The following is a 19,340-nucleotide window of genomic DNA, read 5'->3' on the forward strand; positions in this document are numbered from 1 at the left end:
GGCTCAGGCGGCGCGTGCCTCGCTGCGGTTCGCAACCATCTCGCGAACATTTGCTGGAGCTTGGCCCTGCGGCGCGGTAAAAGAGCGTGATCGCGACGCCGGGGGCGCAACGCTGCCCGGCGCCTGGAACCGGATGACGCGTCGATGCAGGTTTTGAGTCCGTCGCCTGAAGCCTCCCGGCCCGCCGAACCCGGCGGCGAGCGCCTCGGCAGTCCGATGGTGTTCCTCTACGCCATGATCGTGTTCCTGGCGCTCGTCGGCTTCGTGGCGATGATCCTCGGCCGGCAGGTCCGCACCGCCTTCGTCACCAATCCCGGCCTCAACGGCCTCATCGTCGGCGTGCTCGCCGTCGGCATCCTGATGGCGCTCGGCCAGATCTGGCGGCTGCGGCGCGAGGTGCGCTGGGTCAACGCCTTCCGCGACGGCGAGATCGAGACCGGCCGCGTGGCCTCGCCGCGCCTTCTCGCGCCGATGGCAGCGCTGCTCGGCGGACGCCGCCGCCAGGCCTCGGTGACGCCGACGGCGTCGCGCACCATCCTCGATTCGGTCGCCATGCGCCTCGACGAAGCCAGAGACACCGCGCGCTACCTCATCGGTCTTCTCGTCTTCCTCGGCCTTCTCGGCACGTTCTGGGGACTTCTGGGCACGATCGGCTCGATCTCGGCGACGATCCAGTCGCTCAATCCGGCGGCGTCCGATGCGGCCTCGGTGCTCGACAGCGTCAAGACCGGCCTCTCGGCCCCGCTTTCGGGCATGGGCACGGCCTTCTCGTCCTCGCTCTTCGGCCTCTCCGGATCGATGGTGCTGGGCTTCCTCGACCTGCAGGTCGGGCGTGCCCAGAACCGCTTCTACACCGAACTCGAAGACTGGCTCTCGGGTGTCACCGACACCGGCGCCGATCTCTTGATTCCCCCGGTGCTGTCGGGCTCCACGAACGTCTCGCCGATCCAGAACGGCGCCGAGGAGTTCCGCATGCTGTCCGACCGCATCAACCGCCTCGTTCTCGAACAGAGCACCAGCCCGCGCACCTCGGCGGCGATGGCCAGTCTCGCCGAAAGCATCCAGGGGCTCGTGCAGCACATGCGCGGCGAACAGCAGATGCTGCGCGACTTCGTCGAGGCGCAGTCGGGCGAGCAGCGCGAGATGCGCCGGGTGCTCGAACGGCTCGACCGGTCGATCTCCGAAATCGAGCGGACCTGACGGCGTGGCCCTCTCGCGCCGCCGCACCCGCCGCGACATCGACTACTGGCCCGGCTTCGTCGACGCCCTGTCGACGCTGCTGCTCGCCATCATGTTCCTCCTGTCGGTCTTCGTGATCGCGCAGTTCCTGCTCAGCCGTGACCTGTCGGGGCGCGACACGGTGCTCGACCGCCTGAACTCGCAGATCGCCGAGCTGAACCAGCTCCTATCGCTCGAACGCTCGAACTCCACCGACTTCCAGGACCAGATCGCCGCACTCCAGGCCTCGCTCGCCGGCGCCGAGAGCGAGCGCTCGCGTCTTCAGTCGGCGCTGGATTCGGGGCGCGCGGCCCCGGCGGCCGGCGGCGCGGGCGGGCCCAATGCCGGCGAGCTGGAGGCCGCCGTCGAGAGCGAGCGGCAGATCTCGGCGCAGGCCCGCACCCAGATCGACCTTCTCAACCAGCAGCTCTCGGCCCTGCGCCAGCAGATCGCCGCGCTGGAGGACGCGCTCGGCGCCTCCGAGAGCCGCGACCGCGAATCGCAGACCCAGATCGCCGATCTCGGGCGTCGCCTCAACGTCGCGCTCGCCCAGCGCGTGCAGGAACTGGCGCGCTACCGCTCCGACTTCTTCGGCCGCCTGCGCGAAATCCTCGCCGATCGCGAGAACATCCGCATCGTCGGCGACCGCTTCGTGTTCCAGTCCGAGGTGCTGTTCTCGTCAGGCGCCGACGTGCTGCAGCCGGCGGGGCAGGACGAGATGCGCAAGCTCGCCGACGCCATCATCCAGCTCAATCGCGAGATCCCGTCGGACATCAACTGGATCATCCGCGTCGACGGCCATACCGACAACGTGCCGCTGTCGGGCGGCGGGCGCTTCACCGACAACTGGCAGCTCTCGACCTCTCGCGCGGCCGCCGTGGTGCGCTTTCTCGTGGAAGCCGGGGTGCCGCCGACGCGGCTGGCTGCCACGGGCTTCGGCGAATATCAGCCGCTCGTCGCGGGCGACACGCCGGACGACCGTGCCCGCAACCGCCGCATCGAACTGAAGCTCACCGAACGCTGACGCTGTTGGGTGTGGCTGGCAGGAGCGGCGTCTACTCGGCGGCGGTGCCGCGGATCGCCTCGTGGCCGACGTCGAACTGCAGGCGCGCCAGACGGGCGTAGATGCCGCCGCGCGCGATGAGGCTGGCATGGGTGCCCTCTTCGACGATCCGCCCGCCGTCGAGCACCAGGATCCGGTCGGCCTTGAGGATCGTCGCGAGGCGATGGGCGATGACGAGCGTCGTGCGCCCGGTCATCAGGCGGTCGAGCGCGCGCTGCACCAGCACCTCGCTTTCGGCGTCGAGCGCCGAGGTGGCCTCGTCGAGGAGGAGGATCGGCGCATCGCGCAGCACCGCGCGCGCGATCGCCACGCGCTGGCGCTGGCCGCCCGACAGGGTGACGCCGCGCTCGCCGATCTCGGTGTCATAGCCTTTCGTCATCGCGCGCACGAAGCCGTCGGCCTGCGCTGCGACGGCGGCCGCCTCCACCCGTTCGCGTGCCGCCCCCGGCTCGCCGAAGGCGATGTTGGCGGCGACCGTGCCGGCGAAGACCGTGACGTCCTGCGGCACCAGCGCCATGCGTCGGCGCAGGACCTGGAGGTCGGCGGCGGCGATGTCGACCCCGTCGACGAGGATGCTGCCGGCGGTCGGGTCGTAGAAGCGCTCCAGGAGCGCGAAGATCGTCGACTTGCCGGCGCCGGACGGGCCGACGAGCGCCACCGTCTCGCCGGGACGCACCTCGAAGGAGAGATCGTGCAGCGTCGGCTGCTCTTCGGCCGTCGAGTAATGGAACGAGACATGGTCGAAGCGCACGGCGCCGAGCGCGCGGGCCGGCAGCGGTGCGGGCACGGCGGGCGAGCGGATCGTCGGCTCCTCCGACAAAAGCTCCGACAGGCGCTCGGTGGCGCCGGCCGCCGCCGTCAGGTCGCCCCAGACCTCCGAGAGCTGGCCGAGCGAGGAGGCGGCGAAGACGGCATAGAGCAGGAACTGTCCGAGCGTGCCGCCGCTCATCGTGCCGGCGATGACCTGCTGGGCGCCGGTCCAGAGCACGAGCACGATCGAGGTGGTGATGAGGAAGATGGCGAAGGCAGTGAGGAAGGCGCGGGCGGTGATCGACCGGCGCGCCGCCTCGAAGGCGTCGTCGACGGAGGCCGAGAAGCGGGCGCTGGCGGCCGGCTCGGCCGTGAAGGCCTGGACGGTGCGCACCGAAGAGATGGCTTCGCCCGCATAGGCGCTGGCGGTGGCCAGCATGTCCTGCGCGGCGCGCGAGCGGCGGCGCACCGAGCGCCCGAAGGCGACGAGCGGCAGCACGATGAGGGGGATCGCCCCGATGACGATGAGCGAAAGGCCGGGGCTCGTCACCACCATCATCGCGACGGCGCCGACGAAGAGGATCGCGTTGCGCAGCGCCAGCGACGTCGTGGCGCCGACGGCGGACTTGATCTGCGTCGTGTCGGCGGTCAGCCGCGAAACGATCTCGCCGGACAGGTTGCGGTCGTAGAAGCCGGGCGAGAGCTTCATCACGTGGTCGAACACGTCGCGCCGCAGATCGGCCACCACGCGCTCGCCGATCGTGATGACGAAATAGTAGCGCCCGGCCGAGGACAGAGCGAGCACGACGCTGAGGATGGCGAGCATCGCGAAATAGGTGTCGACGAAGGTCGTGTCGGGCGAGGCGAAGCCATGATCGACCACGCGGCGCACCGCCAGCGGCAGCGACAGCGTGGTGAGCGAGGCGAGCGCCAGGAACACGAGCGCACCGGCGACCAGGCCCTTGTGGCGCAGGACGTAGGGGGCGAGGCGCGCCAGCGGCTTCAGCGTGCGACGGGGCTTGTCCGGTCCCGCAGTGTCGCCCGCGCGAGCGGGCGTGGCGGTGGTCTTGCGTGCCAAAATCGTATCGCTCCCGGCGGCCCTTGTGCCCTTACCGGGCCTGATGTATAGGCTCGCCCTTGAATTTGAAAGCGATCGCGCTCCTCATTCCGGTCCCTCGACGATGCCTGTGCGGCTCAGCCGCAGCGGTTTTTCGAGGGCCTCCTTGGGTGCGAGCGCGAACGACTTGGAAGGAAGACGACATGCGCGAGAAGATCCACCCAGACTACCACACGATCACGGTCGTGATGACGAACGGCACCGAGTACGAGACCCGCTCGACCTGGGGCGCAGCCGGCGACAAGATGAACCTCGACATCGACCCGACCAGCCACCCGGCCTGGACCGGCGGCAACCAGCAGATGCTGGATCGCGGTGGTCGCGTGTCGCGCTTCAAGAAGCGGTACGAAGGTCTCGGCATCTAAGCCGCAGCGTTCGCGCTATGAGACAGAACCCGGCCTTCGTGCCGGGTTTTTTGTTGCGCGATCGACAGGATCGCTCGCTGGCGCTCGTGCCTCCGGCCACGGCCCGCCCATGAAAAAAGGCGCCCGACCGTCTCCGGCGGCGCCTCGATGACTTCAGAATGAGACCGTCGGTCAGACCGCGAAGGCAGTCCTCAGAAGGTCGATCTGCTCGCCCACGGGATTGGGCATCACGTCGTCCTCGTCGGCCGGCTCGCCGTAGATCTCGCGATCGATCATCGCGATGCGCCGCTCCAGCATCATGGCGCGCTCCACGAGATCGCGGAAGATGGCGGGCAGTTCGGCATAGGCGGGGGAATCGACGCCCGAACCGACGCCCTCGAGCCGGACCTTAACCTTCTCGGCCTCGACCTGCGAGCGCGACAGGTCGCCCTGGTTGGCCGCGCGCTGCAGCAGCAGCCAGGAGGCCACCTGCATCAGGCGCGTGGTCAGCCGCATCGATTCGGCGGCGTAGAGCGTGGCGGCCGGCTTCGAAATGATCCGCGCGTCGCGGCGACCGTCGCCGTCGAGATAGGCGGCGGTCTCATCCACCAGCGCCATACCCTCGTCGAAGATCGGCTGGAAGGATCCCGAGAAAGCCAGTCGTTCGGCCAGGCGGACGGTCCGAAATCTGTCGCGCTGGTCGAGAGGCTTTTGCGTCATGGAGTGATAACCGGCTTTCGGGCGAATCGTTGCACCGGGCGCGCGCGGCCATCGCCATCCCGCTCCCTGTCTCCGAACTTCTACCCTTGGCTCCCGTCTGGCAAGACGCGTCGGACGGCTTGGTTAATGCCCCATCGGGCTTACATTCCAGCCATCGCGAGCCGGCGTCACCTGTGCCGCTCGACCAACGGGAGACCGTCCATGACCCCATCCGATCCAGCCACCCTGCCTGATACGATGACCGTGATCGGGTTCGACGGCCATGGCGGGCCGGAGGTGTTGAAACCCCGCACGCAAGCCGTTCCTCGCCCGGGTGCGGGTGAGGTGCTGATCGCCGTGCGCGCCGCCGGCATCAACCGGCCCGACGTGCTGCAGCGTCTCGGTGCCTATTCGCCGCCGAAGGGCGCGCCGGACTGGCCGGGCCTCGAGGTGGCGGGCACGGTGGCGGCGATCGGGGAAGGCGTCGAGGGCCGCGCGTTGGGCGAAGCCGTCGTGGCGTTGCTGCCGGGCGGCGGCTACGCCGACTATGCGATCGCGCCGGCCGGCAGCGTTCTGCCGCTTCCCGCCGGGCTCGACTTCGTGCACGGCGCGGCGCTGCCCGAGACCTTCTTCACGGTATGGAGCAACGTCTTCACGCGGGGGCGGCTCGTGGCCGGCGAGACCTTCCTCGTGCATGGCGGCACCTCGGGCATCGGCACCACGGCGATCCAGCTCGCCAAGGCGTTCGGCGCCCATGTCGCGACCACGGTCGGCAGCGCCGACAAGGCGGAGGCGGCGCGGGGCCTCGGCGCCGATCTCGCCATCGACTACCGCCGCGAGGACTTCGCCGAGCGCCTGACGACATGGTTGGACGGGCGTGGGATCGACCTGACGCTCGACATGGTGGGCGGCGACTATGTCGCCCGCAACATCGCGGTGGCCGCGACCGACGGGCGGATCGTGCAGATCGCGCATCTGCGCGGCAAAGAGGCCGCGGTGGATGTCGGCGCCGTGATGGTGAAGCGCCTGACGCTGACGGGATCGACGCTGCGGGCCCGGGATATCGGCTTCAAGGCCGCGATCGCGGCTGAGCTCCTGGAGAAGGTCTGGCCGCTGATCGAGGCGGGCCGGGTGCGCCCGCTCATCGACACCGTCTATCCGCTCACGGAGGCGGCGGAGGCGCATCGCCACATGGACGTCGATCATATCGGCAAGATCGTGCTCGAGGTCGGCAAGGCGTAGGCGAAGCGTCCGCGCCGGGTGCCAAGCTGCGGTTGCAAGCGAAGCGGGCCGTGCCGCAACCGCGCGGCGGCCCCAAGCGCCATGCATTCCTTGCGAAGGCGATGGTTCGCCCTTATAGTCAACGGCGAATTCCCGGATCTGTGGCGTGACCACAGCCCGCCTCTCCGGAGCGGGCAAGAGGAGACTATTATCCATGGCTCAGCAGCTACTGATGCCGAAGGCCACCGCGGTCTGGCTCGTCGACAACACGGCGCTGTCCTTCGAGCAGATCGCCGAGTTCTGCACGCTGCACCCGCTCGAAGTGAAGGCCATCGCCGACGGCGAGGCCGCGCAGGGCATCAAGGGCATGGATCCGATCATCACGGGCCAGTTGACGCGCGACGAGATCGTGCGCGCCGAGAAGGACGCCAACCACCGGCTGAAACTCGCGCCGCCGAAGGTCCGCGTGCCCGAGGCCAAGCGCAAGGGGCCGCGCTACACGCCGGTCTCGAAGCGTCAGGACCGGCCGAACGCCATTCTCTGGCTGGTGCGCAGCCATCCCGAGTTGAAGGATCCCGCGATCTCGCGGCTCGTCGGCACGACCAAGCACACGATCGAGCAGATCCGCGAGCGCACCCACTGGAACTCGGCCAATCTCCAGCCGATGGATCCGGTGACGCTCGGCCTCTGCTCGCAGATCGATCTCGACCTCGAGGTCGAGAAGGCGTCGCGCGGCATGCCCCGGCCCGAGGAGACGGCCGAGGAGGAGCGCCTGCTCTCGGCCGCGCAGACTCAGAACTACCGCTCGCCGCGCCAGGACGGCGAACTCGACGCCGCCGCCGTCTTCGCCAAGCTCACCGCGATGCGCTCGAAGCAGCCGGACGAAGCCACGGACGAAGACGCGTACTGAGAAGCGACCCGTCCCGTCGGGTCAGAAAAGGGCGGTCCCAAGGGGCCGCCCTTTTTCGTGGAGATCATACCTCCCCGGCGCTCAGCCGTTGCCCTTGAAGCTGGGATGCAGGGTCATTCCGCCGTCGACGAAGATGGTCTGCCCGACGATGTAGTCGGAGGCATCGGAGGCGAGGAAGGCCACGACCCGGCCGACATCGACGGGATCGCCGACGCGCCCGTAGGGGATGAGCGCCAACATCGCGTCGAGCCCGCCGGCCTTCTCGCGCTCCATCCGGTTGATGTCGGTGGCGATGGCACCGGGCCCGACCGCGTTGACGCGGATCCCCTCCGAGGAGACCTCCTGCGCGATCGATTCCATCAGGAGCTTCAGACCCCCCTTCGACGCCGCGTAATTGACGTGGAAGGCCCAGGGGATCGTCTGGTGCACCGAGGAATCGAAGATCAGCTTGCCGAGCGAGCGGCTGACCGCCTCGCGCCGGCCCTTCTTGCGGAAGCGTCGCACGGCCTCGCGCCCCACGAGGAAGGCGCCGGTCAGGTTGGTGTTGATGACGAGGTTCCAGTCCTCGATCGTCATGTCGGTCAGAGAGGCGTCCTTCTGCAGCCCGGAGTTCGACACGACGATGTCGACCGGTCCGAGCTGCGCCTCGGCCTCGTCGAACATTGCGATGACGTCGGCCTCCTTGCCGACATCCGCCTTCACCTTGAAGGAACGCCGGCCCATCGCGGCGATCTCGTCCACGGTCGCCTGCGCCCCGTTCTCGTCACCATGATAGTTGACGACGACATCCGCGCCGGCCCGCGCGAGTTCCAGCGCGACGGCCGCGCCGATGCCCGACGACGAACCGGTGACGATTGCGGCCTGGCCGCTCAGGGAGTGAAGGTCGGTCGATGCCATCGGTTTTCGATCCTCTGAAAAAGGGGGCGGCGTTGGGGCGGGCCGGATAGGGGCCGGTCGCGGTCCGACGCCCATCCGTCCCGCCCGCCGGAGCTGGTCTGGACCCCGGCGGCAAGAGGGGAAGTCGGCGCTTGCGAGCGTCATCAGCCAGCAATTTGGGCGCCCCCTCCCGAAGTAAAGCCGAGACGCACCGTCAATGGCGTGCGTTCCGGCGGTCCATCCCCAAGAACGCATGGCCGCCGCCTTTCAATTGCTCCAACCGCATGCATCCACTATCCACGACGAGAGCCGAGCGGGTGTCGCGAGCGGATCGGTCCGTCGCTTGGGATATGCGTCGGAGGACCGGAGACAAGATGAGCCAGATGGAAGACAGCCTGCGACGGGCTCTCGACGGCGGGGACGCCAGCGATCCCGCCTTCCGGGAAAGCATCTACGCCGCTTCCGAACGGGCGCTCGAACGCATGCTCGCGACCCGGGAGGCGGACGAGGCCGTGCAACTCGACCAGCGTTCGCGCCTCGCCGACACGATCAACCGCGTCGAGGCAGACTATGCCGCCCTCCATCCAGGCGGTGCCCATGAGGGCGCTGGCGCCACGCCGGACGGCACCGACCCCGACGAAGCGCTCGGCCCCGCGGAATTCGACGACGGGACGGGGGACCGCGACGCCCGTGCGCCGCGTGCCTATGCGCCCGACGAAGCGGATGCCCCGGCGCAGGAGGATCCCTGGACCCCCGGCGGCACGGCGTCCGCCGCACCGGTGCCGGCGCCGCGTCGGCATTCCATTGCCGTCGTCGTCGCCGCCGCCGTCGTCTTCGCCCTGCTTTTGGCCGTGCTCGCCTATGCCGTCGCGGGCGCCGTGCGCAGCGACGCCACCGCGCCGGCCGAGACGCCGGTGAGCGAGGGGGCGATCGAGGATGCCGATCCCGATGCCGCCTCCGCGCTTCCGGCGCTGGCCTGGATCGACGTCTTCGACGGCAACGACCTCGACGCACTCGCCACCCCCAATGGCGGCCGGATCGAGACGATCGCCAAGCCCGACGAGCGCGAGGCGGTGCGCGTCTCCGCCCCGGCGGGCGCCGAAGGCGAGGTCCTGCTCGCGGTCGGCGCCGGGATCATGCGGCAGATCTCGGGCCATCAGGTGCGCATCGAGCTGACGGCCGGCTCCCCCGATGGACAGATGCGCGAGTTCGGCATCCGCTGCCTGACGGGCGACGCCAGCTATTGCGACCGGCAGCGCTTTTCCACCGCCATGCCGGAAGAGGCCTTCGTCTTCGACGTCGCGGTGCCCTCCGGTCAGAGCGCCGCCGGCAGCATCGCCATCGGGCCCGGCCTCAACGGCACCTCCAATGACGTCGACATCTACGCGGTGCGCCTGCTCCAGCTCGACTGAACGGTCGGCCGTCATCGCCCTGTCGGATGGCGGTGCTAGACCCCGCGATTCCGGCGCCCCCGCGGCGCGATCCACATGCGGACCGATCGCGTCATGCCAGACCCTTCTCCCTCACGCTCTTCTCCGACAGCCGAGGATGCGCCGTGGTCGGTGCGCCGCACGCTCGTGCCGGCGACACTGGCGCTCGGGTTGCTGATCGTCGCCGTCGCCGTTCCCGATGCGCGCGTTCTCGTCGGCGCGACCGGTGTCCTGGCGCTCGTTGTCGCGCTTCTCACCCGCGGACGGCGGAGCCGTCGCTCGCTCCTGCGCGCACCGCAGCGCGCGCGCTTGGCGCCGCTCTGGCCCGATGCCAGCATCAAGAGCGTCGTCGAGGCGATGCGCGAACCCGCCTTCGTGATCGACCGGATGCTGGCGCTGCGCTTCGGCAACGGCGCGGCGTCGCGCGCCTTCGGTGGCTCCACCCTCGGCGACCCCTTTCCGATGCGCTTTCGCGCCCCCGACCTCCTCGCCGCGCTCGAAGCTGCCGTCTCGGACGGCGAGGTCCAGTCGGTGGACTATGCCGAGCGCGCGCCGGCCGACCGGTCGTGGTCCGTCGACATCCTGCCCATCCGCGGAGCAGGGGAGGGGCGGGCGAGCTTCTTCCTCGTTCTCTTCCGCGACCACACGCAGGCCCGCCGGCTGGAGCGCATGCGCACCGATTTCGTCGCCAATGCCAGCCATGAGCTGCGCACGCCGCTGGCGTCGCTGACCGGCTTCATCGAGACTCTGAAGGGGCCGGCGCGCGACGACGCGGCCGCGCGCCTGCGCTTCCTCGACATCATGGGCGACCAGGCGGCGCGCATGTCACGGCTGATCGACGATCTCCTGTCGCTGTCGCGCATCGAGACCAAGCGTCGCCTGCGCGCCGACGAGCGCGTCGATCTCGCCGAGGTCCTCGCCAGCGTCGTCCAGCAGTTCACGCCCGCCTCGGCCGAAAAGGGCCTGCCGATCGAGCTGACGGGCGCCGACGCCGGGCCCGTCTTCGTCAACGGCGACCGGGACGAACTCACGCAGGTCTTCGCCAACCTTCTGGAGAACGCCTGCAAGTACGGTGACGGCGGCGGGCGGATCCTCGTGGGCCTTCGCCGCGACGGCAGCGTCGCGGAAGCCTTCGTGCAGGATTTCGGGCAGGGCATCGCCCCCGAGCACGTGCCGCGCCTCACCGAACGCTTCTACCGGGTGGAGGAGGGATCGAGCCGGATCCGGGGCACCGGCCTCGGCCTGTCGATCGTTCGCAACGTCCTCATCCGGCACCATACGCGGCTCACCGTCTCGTCGATTCCCGGCCAAGGATCGACCTTCGCGGTGCGCTTCGGCATCCGGGCTTCCGCATCGTCCGAAAAAACCAAGCCGAAACAGCGGGTTGAACTGTCATAAAACGGATAGGCATCTGTCATATAGGAGTTGCGGCGAGCCGCTAGACCAGCCCTCGAACAACGCCGGCCAGCTTCACACAAGCTGGAGGGCGGTTCCGCAACGAATTCCTCGACGGAGAACACCCGTGCTGAAGACAATGATCGCCGGCCTCGCGCTCGGAACTGCCGCCCTCGTCATCGCTGGCCCTGCGGCGGCACAGAACGCCAAGCCGCTCCAGGTCGCCGGCTCCTCGACCGTGCTCCCCTACGCGCAGATCGTGGCCGAGAACTTCGGTGAGATCTATCCCGACTTCCCGACCCCGATCGTCGAGTCCGGCGGTTCGGGTGCCGGCCTCAAGCAGTTCTGCTCGGGCATCGGCGCCGACACGCTGAGCGTCGCCAACTCCTCGCGCCCGATCAGCGAGAGCGAGAAGAAGACCTGCACCGACAACGGTGTGACCGACATCCAGGAGGTCAAGTTCGGCTATGACGGCATCGTCTTCGCCACCGACGCGGCCGGCCCGGACTGGAAGCTGACGCCCGCCTTCGTCTTCAAGGCGATGGCCGCCAAGACGGTCGCCGAGGGCAAGGTCGTCGACAACGCGGCCAAGACCTGGAAGGACGTCGACGCCTCGCTTCCGGCCTGGCCGATCAACGCCTACATCCCCGGCGAGAAGCACGGCACGCGCGAGGTCTTCGAGACCAAGCTGCTCGACACCGGCTGCAAGGCGACCGGCGCGTTCGACGCCTTCAAGGCCTCGGGCATGGACGACAAGGCCGCGACGGCGCAGTGCCACCAGGTCCGCAAGGACGGCACGATCGTCGACATCGACGGCGACTACACCGAGACGCTCGCCCGCATCGACGCCAACAAGCAGGGCGTCGGCGTCTTCGGCCTCGCCTTCTACGAGCAGAACCAGGACAAGCTGAAGGTCGCGACCGTCAACGACATCGTGCCCTCGGTCGAGACGATCTCGACTGGCACCTACCCGGTGTCGCGCCCGCTCTTCTTCTACGTGAAGAAGGCTCATATCGGCGTCGCGCCGGGCCTCAAGGAGTATGGCGACTTCTTCCTCTCCGAGCAGATGATCGGCCCCGAGGGCCCGCTCGCCCAGTACGGCCTCGTTCCGGCGCCGGACGCCGAGCGCGACGCGTACCGCGCCGACTTCGACGGCGGCAAGACGATGTAAGGCAAGCCGTCGGCGTTTCGCCCGTCCGGCGATCCGCCTTCGTCTTTCGAATGCGCAGCCCTGCGTGCGACCGTCACCGGTCGCACGCAGGGTTTCGATCACCTTCAATCGGTCCGCAGGGGTTCTGCCGGTGTCATCACTCGCGATCATCGCGATCGTCGCCCTCGTCGCCGCCATCGGCGCCGTGCTGGGCTATCGCAAGAGCCGGGGCCTCGTCGCGCCCGCGGGCCAGAAGCTCCACTCCCGTCCCACCTATCACGCCTCCTACGTCTTCTCTTGGGCGGCCGTTCCCTCTCTGATCATCCTCGCGATCGGCCTGTCGCTCGCGCCGGTGCTGGTCTCGCGCACCGTCCATGACGAACTCGCCTCGAACGGCGTGGTGCGCGAGGGGATGACGCCGGAGCTCGCCGAGCAGCTGGTCTCGGCGCTGGCCTCGGGCCTGCGCGCGCTGCCCGCCGACGAGTTCGCCGCGGTCCGCAACCAGCCGATCGAGGCGGTCGTGCCGCTGCTGCAGCGCCGCGGCGTCGCGATCGCCACCGCCACCGAAACCGGCATGGTGCCGCCGGCGGTCGAGAAGGTCCGGCTCGAGGGCAATCTTCGCCTCGGCCTCGCCGCCATCGTGACGCTCGTCGCGCTCGGCGGCGCCGTCTTCGCCCTGTCCCGCATCGCGGTCCGGCTGCGAGCCCGCAACCAGGTCGAGCACGTCGTCCACGCCATCCTCATCGTCTGCTCCTCCATCGCCATCCTGACGACGGTCGGGATCATCATGTCGATGCTGACGGAGACGCTGGACTTCTTCTCCCGCGTTGATCCCACGACCTTCTTCTTCGGCACCGTCTGGGATCCGCGCTTCGCGGCCTCCGGCAGCGGCGGAGAGCAGGGTCAGTTCGGTCTCGTTCCGCTTCTCGCCGGAACGCTCTACATCGCCGCGGTCGCCATGCTCTTCGCCGTGCCCGTCGGCCTCTTCGCCGCGATCTACATGGCCGAATATGCGTCGGGCGCGGTGCGCTCGGTGGTGAAGCCTCTCCTCGAGGTGCTCGCGGGCATCCCGACGATCGTCTACGGTTTCTTCGCCCTCGTCACGGTCGGACCGTTCCTGCGCGACATCTCGGCGGACATCAACGGTCTCCTGACCGGCGACTACACGAGCTTCATCCAGGCCCAGTCGATCCTGACCGCGGGCCTGGTGATGGGCATCATGCTCATCCCCTTCGTCTCCTCGCTGTCCGACGACATCATCACCGCCGTGCCGCGCTCGCTTCGCGACGGCTCGCTGGGCCTCGGCGCGACGCGCTCGGAGACGGTGAAGCGGGTGGTGCTGCCGGCGGCCCTGCCAGGCATCGTCTCGGCGCTCCTCCTCACCGCCTCGCGCGCCATCGGCGAGACGATGATCGTGGTGCTGGCGGCGGGCGTCGCGGCGCGGCTCACGATCAACCCGTTCGAGGCGATGACCACGGTGACGGTGAAGATCGTCAACCAGCTGACCGGCGACCTCGAGTTCAACTCGCCGCAGACCCTCGTCGCCTTCGCGCTCGGCATCACCCTCTTCGTGCTGACGCTGATCCTGAACATCATCGCCCTCACCATCGTCCGCAAGTATCGGGAACAGTACGAATGAGCGACGCAACTTTCGGCCGTCCGCCCGCTGCCGCGGTGCCGACGGCGGCCCGCCCCGCGCGCCGCGACATCGGCATCAAGCGTCGCTACGCCGCCGAGCGCCGCTTCAAGCTCTACGGCCTCGCGGCCATCTCCATCGGCATGATCTTCCTGGCGATGCTGCTCTGGTCGGTGGTGGGCAAGGGCTACACCGCCTTCTTCCAGACGCAGATCCGCGTGCCCGTGACCTTCTCGCAAAGCGTCATCGACCCGCGCAACACCGCCGGCAAGGACCCCTCGGTTCTGCGCATCGCCAACTACCCCAAGCTCGTGCAGGACGCGATCGCCGCCAAGCTCGGCATCGATCCGGCCAACCGCGCCGACATCCGGCTCGCCAACGAGCTCGTCTCGCAGTCGGTGCGCACGCAGCTCGCCGGCATGGTGCTCGACGATCTCTCGGTGATCGGCACGACGCAGGACATCTGGGTCTACGCCAACTCCACCGTCGACTCGGCGGTGAAGGGACAGTTCGACCTCTCGATCCCCGAGGACCGGCGCCCGATCAAGGACCGCCAGCTCGAATGGATCCGGCAGCTCGAGGCGTCTGGCGACCTGGAGCAGCGCTTCAACACCGGGCTCTTCACCTTCGGCGCGTCGAGCCGGGCGGAGACGGCGGGCCTCGGCGTCGCGGCGATCGGCTCGCTCTACATGATGGGCATCGTTCTCCTCCTGGCGCTGCCGATCGGCGTCGCCGCCTCGATCTACCTTGAGGAGTTCGCGCCGAAGAACAAGCTGACCGACCTCATCGAGGTCAACATCAACAACCTGGCCGCGGTCCCGTCGATCGTCTACGGGCTTCTCGGGCTCGCGGTGTTCATCAACTGGTTCGGGCTGCCGCGTTCGGCCGCGCTCGTCGGCGGCCTCGTGCTGACGCTGATGACGCTGCCGACGATCATCATCGCCACCCGCGCCGCCCTCAAGGCGGTGCCGCCCTCGATCCGTGCCGCCGCCCTCGGGCTCGGCGCCTCGAAGACGCAGATGGTGTTCCAGCACGTCCTGCCGCTGGCCATGCCGGGCATCCTGACCGGTACGATCATCGGTCTCGCCCATGCGCTGGGCGAAACCGCGCCGCTCCTCCTCATCGGCATGGTGGCCTTCGTCGCCAACTATCCGGCGACCCCGATGGATCCCGCCACCGCGCTTCCGGTGCAGATCTACATGTGGGCCAACGAGGCCGAGCGCGCCTTCGTCGAGAGAACCTCGGGAGCCATCATCGTGCTCCTGCTCTTCCTGGCCGTGATGAACATCACGGCGATCATTCTGCGTCGCCGCTTCGAGCGGCGCTGGTAGAAGAGGCGACCGGAAACCCATGATGGAAAACTTTTCCTTGAACGCTGCCCAACACTCCGCCGCCGCGATCGCACCCGTCTCGAAGATGCGGGGCGAGAAGGTCGCCGTGTTCTACGGCCAGAAGCAGGCGCTCTTCGAAGTCGATCTCGACGTCTACGAGCGGCAGGTGACGGCCCTGATCGGCCCCTCCGGCTGCGGCAAGTCGACCTTCCTGCGCACCCTCAACCGGATGAACGACACGGTCGAGGGTGCGAAGGTGAAGGGCAGGATCACCCTCGACGGCGAGGACATTTACGACCGGGCCATCGACGTGGTGGAACTGCGCGCCCGCGTCGGCATGGTGTTCCAGAAGCCCAACCCGTTTCCGAAATCGATTTTCGACAACGTCGCCTACGGACCCAAGATCCACGGTCTGGCGCGCTCGAAGGCGGATCTCGAGGAGATCGTCGTGACCAGCCTGCGCAAGGCCGGCCTCTTCGAGGAGGTCAAGGACCGGCTCGACGAGCCCGGCACCGGCCTCTCGGGCGGTCAGCAGCAGCGGCTCTGCATCGCGCGCGCCATCGCCGTCGCGCCCGAGGTCATTCTCATGGACGAGCCCTGCTCGGCGCTCGACCCGATCGCCACCGCGACGGTGGAAGAGCTGATCGACGAACTGAAGCAGAACTACACGATCGTCATCGTCACCCACTCGATGCAGCAGGCCGCGCGCGTGTCGCAGCGCACCGCGATGTTCCATCTGGGCAAGATCGTCGAGGTCGGTGCGACCGAGAAGATGTTCCAGAACCCCGACGACAAGCGCACGCAAGACTACATCACCGGCCGTTTCGGCTGATCCCGGCGCCGGCTGGAGCCGGTCGTCCAAGGTTGCGGCCGCGGTTCCCCGCAAGGGACCCGCGCCCCGACGCGCAAGGGAACGAGGACCCATGGAAAACCACATCGTCTCGTCCTACGACGAGGAGCTCAAGTTCATCCTGCGGCGCATCTCCGAGATGGGCGGTCATGCCGAACGCATGGTGGAACAGGCCGTCGCCGCGCTCATCCGCTCCGACTGGGGGCTGGCGCAGTCGGTGGTGGCCGACGACATCCTGCTCGACGCCGCACAGCGCGAGATCGACGAGCGGGCGATCATGACCATCGCCAAACGCCAGCCAATGGCGCACGACCTGCGCGAGATCGTCGGCGCCATCCGCATTTCCAGCGACCTGGAACGCATCGGCGATCTCGGCAAGAACATCGCCAAGCGCGTCATCGCGGTTCACGACCATGCCCAGCCGATCCAGCTGGTGCGGGGCATCGAGCACATGTCGGAGCTGGCGCTCTCGCAGCTGAAGGAAGTGCTTGACGCCTATGCGACGCGCGACCATGTGCGGGCCGAGGAGATCCGCACGAACGACGCCGAGATCGACGCCATGTACACGTCGATCTTCCGCGAACTCCTGACCTACATGATGGAGGATCCGCGCAACATCACCTCCTGCACCCATCTCCTGTTTTCGGCCAAGAACATCGAGCGCATCGGCGACCACGCCACCAACATCGCCGAGACCATCTACTACATCCAGACCGGCCGACAGATCGAGACCGACCGTCCGAAGGGCGACTCGACCCCCTCGATGACCGCGCCGGTGCCCGCCGGCGAGACGCTTCTCGCCGACCGCGGTCGGTGAACGCGATGAACGCGCGCATCGCAGTGGTGGAGGACGAGGAGGCTCTCGGCGTCCTCCTGCGCTACAATCTGGAATCGGAAGGCTACACGGTCGACACGATCGCGCGCGGCGACGAGGCCGATCTACGCCTCAAGGAGGTCGTGCCCGACCTCCTCATCCTCGACTGGATGCTGCCGGGCCTGTCGGGCGTCGAGCTGTGCCGGCGCCTGCGCACCCGGCCCGAGACCGAGCGCCTGCCGATCATCATGCTGACGGCGCGCGGCGAGGAGAGCGAGCGGGTGCGCGGGCTCTCGGTCGGCGCCGACGACTACGTGGTGAAGCCCTTCTCGACACCCGAACTGATGGCGCGCGTGCGCGCCATGCTGCGCCGGGTGAAGCCGGAGCGGATCTCCTCGCAGCTCTCGGCGGGCGACATCGACCTCGACCGCGAGACGCATCGCGTGCGTCGCTCGGGCCGCGAGGTGAAGCTCGGACCCACGGAGTTCAAGCTGCTCGAGTTCTTCATGCAGTCGCCGGGCCGCGTCTTCTCGCGCGAGCAGCTGCTCGACGGCGTCTGGGGCCGGGACATCTATGTCGACGAGCGCACGGTGGACGTCCATGTCGGGCGGCTGCGCAAGGCGATCAACCGGGGTCGCCAGCGCGATCCCATCCGCACCGTGCGCGGCGCGGGCTATGCGCTCGACGAGACCTTCACGGCCGCCCGCGCGGCGGCGGCGGGAAGCCGCGAGACGGTTTGATCGCTCAAGCGAGGACGGCCGGCGCGACGCTGCGCCGAGCCGGCTGAATCCAACGGCTCAGGCGTCTGACGCGGCCTCGTCCGCGTCGGTCTTCACGTAGGGCTCGACCGGGCCCTTGAGCTTGATCGTCAGCGGCTTACCGCGGCGGTCCTTCGCGGTGCCGGCGGCGACGCGGATCCAGCCTTCGCTGACGCAATATTCCTCGACATTGGTTTTTTCCGCTCCCTTGAAGCGGATGCCGACGCCGCGCGTCAGCAAGGCCTCGTCATAGAACGGGCTGTCGGGATCGATAGCGAGCCGATCGGGAAGGGAAGCGTCGGGGAGGGGAGCGTCGGTCATGGGCCGCCTCATAGCGCAAGCGCCCGCGCGGTGCCAGCCATCTCGACAGCTTGCGACGCGCGTCCAATCTGGAATCGTTCGAAGAACCTGACGCCGATTTAATCCGGACTGCGCTTGTCAACTCTTCGTGAGGCGGCAGATGATGCCGACATCATCGCCGTCGCCGGGCCGTAGGCCGGGTGCGGTGTCGCCCGCTCCGGAGCCGTCCCATGTTCTCCTCCATCCCGTCGCCCGGCCTTCGCACGATCCGGCTTGCGTTCGCCATCGGCCTGCCGGCGATAACCACCGCCGCCCTCGCCGAGGTGGCCGTCCCGACGCCCCTTAACGCCAAGGGACAGGTGGAACTCGTGCTCGAGGGCCATCGCTTTACGCCCGCCGAGATCCGCCTACCCGCCGATCGTCCGGCGGCGATCCTCCTGCGCAACGCCGACGCCACCGCCGACGAGTTCGACTCGAAGGATCTGCGCGTCGAGAAGGTGGTGGGCGGCGGCGCGCAAGGGGTGATCCGGCTGCCGCCGCTGAAGCCCGGCCGCTACACGTTCATGGGCGAGTTCCACGCCGACACCGCGCAGGGCGTGGTGGTGGTGGAATAGGCCGGTGCTCGCCGCCTTCGTCATCGTCTGTCGCGAGGTCTTCGAGGCCGGCCTCGTGGTGGGCGTCGTCCTGGCCGCGACGCGCGGGCTGAAGTCGCGCGGTCTCTGGATCGGCGCCGGCGTCGGAGCCGGGGTGCTGGGTGCCTGCATCGTCGCGGCCTTTGCCGGGGTCATCGCCGATCTCTTCGAGGGCGCGGGCCAGGAGACGCTGAACGCGGCGGTGCTCATCGTCGCCGTGGCCATGCTCGTCTGGCACAATGCCTGGATGGCCAGCCATGGCCGCGAAATGGCCGCGCACCTGCGCGATGTCGGGCGCGAGGTGATGGACGGGCGGCGCTCGTTGATGGCGCTGGCGGTGGTCTGCGGCGTCGCGGTGCTGCGCGAGGGCAGCGAGGTCGTGCTCTTCCTCTACGGTGTGGCGGCCGGTGGCGGCACGACGGCGCTCGGCATCGTCGGCGGCAGCCTGCTCGGCATCGCCGGTGGGGCGCTCGTCTCGGCGCTGCTCTATCTCGGCCTCGTCTCGATCCCGCTGCGCCATCTCTTTTCGGCGCTGGGACTTCTCATCACGCTTCTGGCAGCCGGCCTCGCGGCACAGGCTGCCCGCTTTCTCGAAGCCGGCGGTTGGCTGGTGACGGGTACCGCACCGCTCTGGGACACCTCCAGCATTCTGTCGGAGGAGGGCATCGCCGGCCGCGTGGCGCACACGCTCCTCGGCTACACGGCGCGCCCTTCGGCCAACGAACTCGCCGCCTATCTCGGCGTCGTCGCGTTCATGTGGGTCGCCACGCGGCTGGCCGCCCGATCGGCGCCGCCGCCGCTCCAGCGCGCGAGTCGGACGGCCTGACGTTTCCCGCCGCTCGCAGG

The 19,340-nt window shown here is 68.7% G+C and carries 19 protein-coding genes; 15 read left to right on the plus strand and 4 right to left on the minus strand.

Annotation, left to right across the window (positions count from 1 at the left end; all coding sequences use genetic code 11):
* Nucleotides 1-144 precede the first annotated feature (144 nt).
* Together AUL33_RS07955 and AUL33_RS07960 are read left to right on the plus strand one after the other, a co-directional pair.
* Nucleotides 145-1,200: a hypothetical protein gene (locus AUL33_RS07955; RefSeq protein ID WP_062206292.1), complete on the plus strand. Its 1,056-nt coding sequence runs from the start codon at nt 145-147 to the stop codon at nt 1,198-1,200.
* Nucleotides 1,201-1,204: 4 nt separating this feature from the next.
* Nucleotides 1,205-2,242, plus strand: coding sequence for a peptidoglycan -binding protein (locus AUL33_RS07960; protein ID WP_062206295.1), 1,038 nt, complete (start codon nt 1,205-1,207; stop codon nt 2,240-2,242).
* Between the two features lie 31 nt (nt 2,243-2,273).
* Here the strand turns inward: AUL33_RS07960 and AUL33_RS07965 are convergent, their stop codons facing one another.
* Nucleotides 2,274-4,109, minus strand: coding sequence for an ABC transporter transmembrane domain-containing protein (locus tag AUL33_RS07965; RefSeq protein ID WP_062206298.1), 1,836 nt, complete (start codon nt 4,107-4,109; stop codon nt 2,274-2,276).
* 182 nt (nt 4,110-4,291) lie between these two features.
* On the opposite strand from AUL33_RS07965, the gene rpmE reads away from it, so the two are divergent.
* Nucleotides 4,292-4,513, plus strand: a complete 222-nt coding sequence (gene rpmE, locus AUL33_RS07970; RefSeq protein WP_062206301.1) for a 50S ribosomal protein L31 — start codon at nt 4,292-4,294, stop codon at nt 4,511-4,513.
* Between the two features lie 171 nt (nt 4,514-4,684).
* On the opposite strand, the gene AUL33_RS07975 is transcribed toward rpmE, so the two are convergent.
* Nucleotides 4,685-5,212, minus strand: coding sequence for a DUF1465 family protein (locus AUL33_RS07975; RefSeq protein ID WP_062206305.1), 528 nt, complete (start codon nt 5,210-5,212; stop codon nt 4,685-4,687).
* 201 nt (nt 5,213-5,413) lie between these two features.
* Between AUL33_RS07975 and AUL33_RS07980 the strand changes: the two genes are divergently transcribed.
* A complete protein-coding gene (locus AUL33_RS07980) occupies nt 5,414-6,433 on the plus strand; it encodes an NAD(P)H-quinone oxidoreductase (RefSeq protein WP_062206308.1) in 1,020 nt (339 codons plus the stop codon).
* Between the two features lie 193 nt (nt 6,434-6,626).
* A complete protein-coding gene (locus AUL33_RS07985; protein WP_062206313.1) occupies nt 6,627-7,322 on the plus strand; it encodes a DUF1013 domain-containing protein in 696 nt (231 codons plus the stop codon).
* An 81-nt stretch (nt 7,323-7,403) separates the two neighbouring features.
* Here AUL33_RS07985 and AUL33_RS07990 read toward each other — a convergent pair whose 3' ends face one another.
* Nucleotides 7,404-8,219 (minus strand): SDR family oxidoreductase, encoded by an 816-nt coding sequence (locus AUL33_RS07990; protein WP_062206317.1) that lies wholly within the window; start codon nt 8,217-8,219, stop codon nt 7,404-7,406.
* A 353-nt stretch (nt 8,220-8,572) separates the two neighbouring features.
* Here AUL33_RS07990 and AUL33_RS07995 point away from each other — a divergent pair, with 353 nt between their 5' ends.
* The 8 genes from AUL33_RS07995 to phoB all read left to right on the plus strand — a co-directional run bounded on the left by AUL33_RS07995 (nt 8,573) and on the right by phoB (nt 17,544).
* On the plus strand, nt 8,573-9,610 hold the full coding sequence (locus AUL33_RS07995; protein WP_156419326.1) for a hypothetical protein: 1,038 nt from the start codon (nt 8,573-8,575) through the stop codon (nt 9,608-9,610).
* 150 nt (nt 9,611-9,760) lie between these two features.
* Nucleotides 9,761-11,026, plus strand: a complete 1,266-nt coding sequence (locus AUL33_RS08000) for an ATP-binding protein (protein WP_062206323.1) — start codon at nt 9,761-9,763, stop codon at nt 11,024-11,026.
* Nucleotides 11,027-11,162: 136 nt separating this feature from the next.
* Nucleotides 11,163-12,194, plus strand: coding sequence for a PstS family phosphate ABC transporter substrate-binding protein (locus AUL33_RS08005; protein ID WP_062206326.1), 1,032 nt, complete (start codon nt 11,163-11,165; stop codon nt 12,192-12,194).
* A gap of 130 nt (nt 12,195-12,324) precedes the next feature.
* On the plus strand, nt 12,325-13,812 hold the full coding sequence (gene pstC / locus AUL33_RS08010; protein WP_062206329.1) for a phosphate ABC transporter permease subunit PstC: 1,488 nt from the start codon (nt 12,325-12,327) through the stop codon (nt 13,810-13,812).
* Nucleotides 13,809-15,140 carry a phosphate ABC transporter permease PstA gene (gene pstA, locus AUL33_RS08015; RefSeq protein WP_062206332.1) on the plus strand — a complete coding sequence of 444 codons (1,332 nt, stop codon included), beginning with the start codon at nt 13,809-13,811 and terminating at the stop codon, nt 15,138-15,140. Before pstC ends, pstA begins: the two co-directional genes overlap by 4 nt.
* A gap of 22 nt (nt 15,141-15,162) precedes the next feature.
* The gene (gene pstB / locus AUL33_RS08020; protein WP_062206542.1) at nt 15,163-15,972 is read left to right on the plus strand and encodes a phosphate ABC transporter ATP-binding protein PstB; all 810 of its coding nucleotides are present in this window, start codon (nt 15,163-15,165) and stop codon (nt 15,970-15,972) included.
* 91 nt (nt 15,973-16,063) lie between these two features.
* Nucleotides 16,064-16,807, plus strand: coding sequence for a phosphate signaling complex protein PhoU (phoU, locus tag AUL33_RS08025; RefSeq protein ID WP_062206335.1), 744 nt, complete (start codon nt 16,064-16,066; stop codon nt 16,805-16,807).
* A 5-nt stretch (nt 16,808-16,812) separates the two neighbouring features.
* Nucleotides 16,813-17,544, plus strand: coding sequence for a phosphate regulon transcriptional regulator PhoB (gene phoB, locus AUL33_RS08030; RefSeq protein WP_062206544.1), 732 nt, complete (start codon nt 16,813-16,815; stop codon nt 17,542-17,544).
* Between the two features lie 57 nt (nt 17,545-17,601).
* Here phoB and AUL33_RS08035 read toward each other — a convergent pair whose 3' ends face one another.
* Nucleotides 17,602-17,883, minus strand: a complete 282-nt coding sequence (locus tag AUL33_RS08035; protein ID WP_062206337.1) for a DUF3297 family protein — start codon at nt 17,881-17,883, stop codon at nt 17,602-17,604.
* 209 nt (nt 17,884-18,092) lie between these two features.
* Here AUL33_RS08035 and AUL33_RS08040 point away from each other — a divergent pair, with 209 nt between their 5' ends.
* Entirely contained in the window at nt 18,093-18,476 is a 384-nt protein-coding gene (locus tag AUL33_RS08040) for a cupredoxin domain-containing protein (protein ID WP_062206340.1), read from the plus strand.
* Between the two features lie 4 nt (nt 18,477-18,480).
* On the plus strand, nt 18,481-19,320 hold the full coding sequence (locus AUL33_RS08045; protein ID WP_062206343.1) for an FTR1 family protein: 840 nt from the start codon (nt 18,481-18,483) through the stop codon (nt 19,318-19,320).
* Nucleotides 19,321-19,340 lie beyond the last annotated feature (20 nt).

It is taken from the genome of Aureimonas sp. AU12 (genome assembly GCF_001463705.1).
Classification (GTDB): Bacteria; Pseudomonadota; Alphaproteobacteria; order Rhizobiales; family Rhizobiaceae; genus Aureimonas.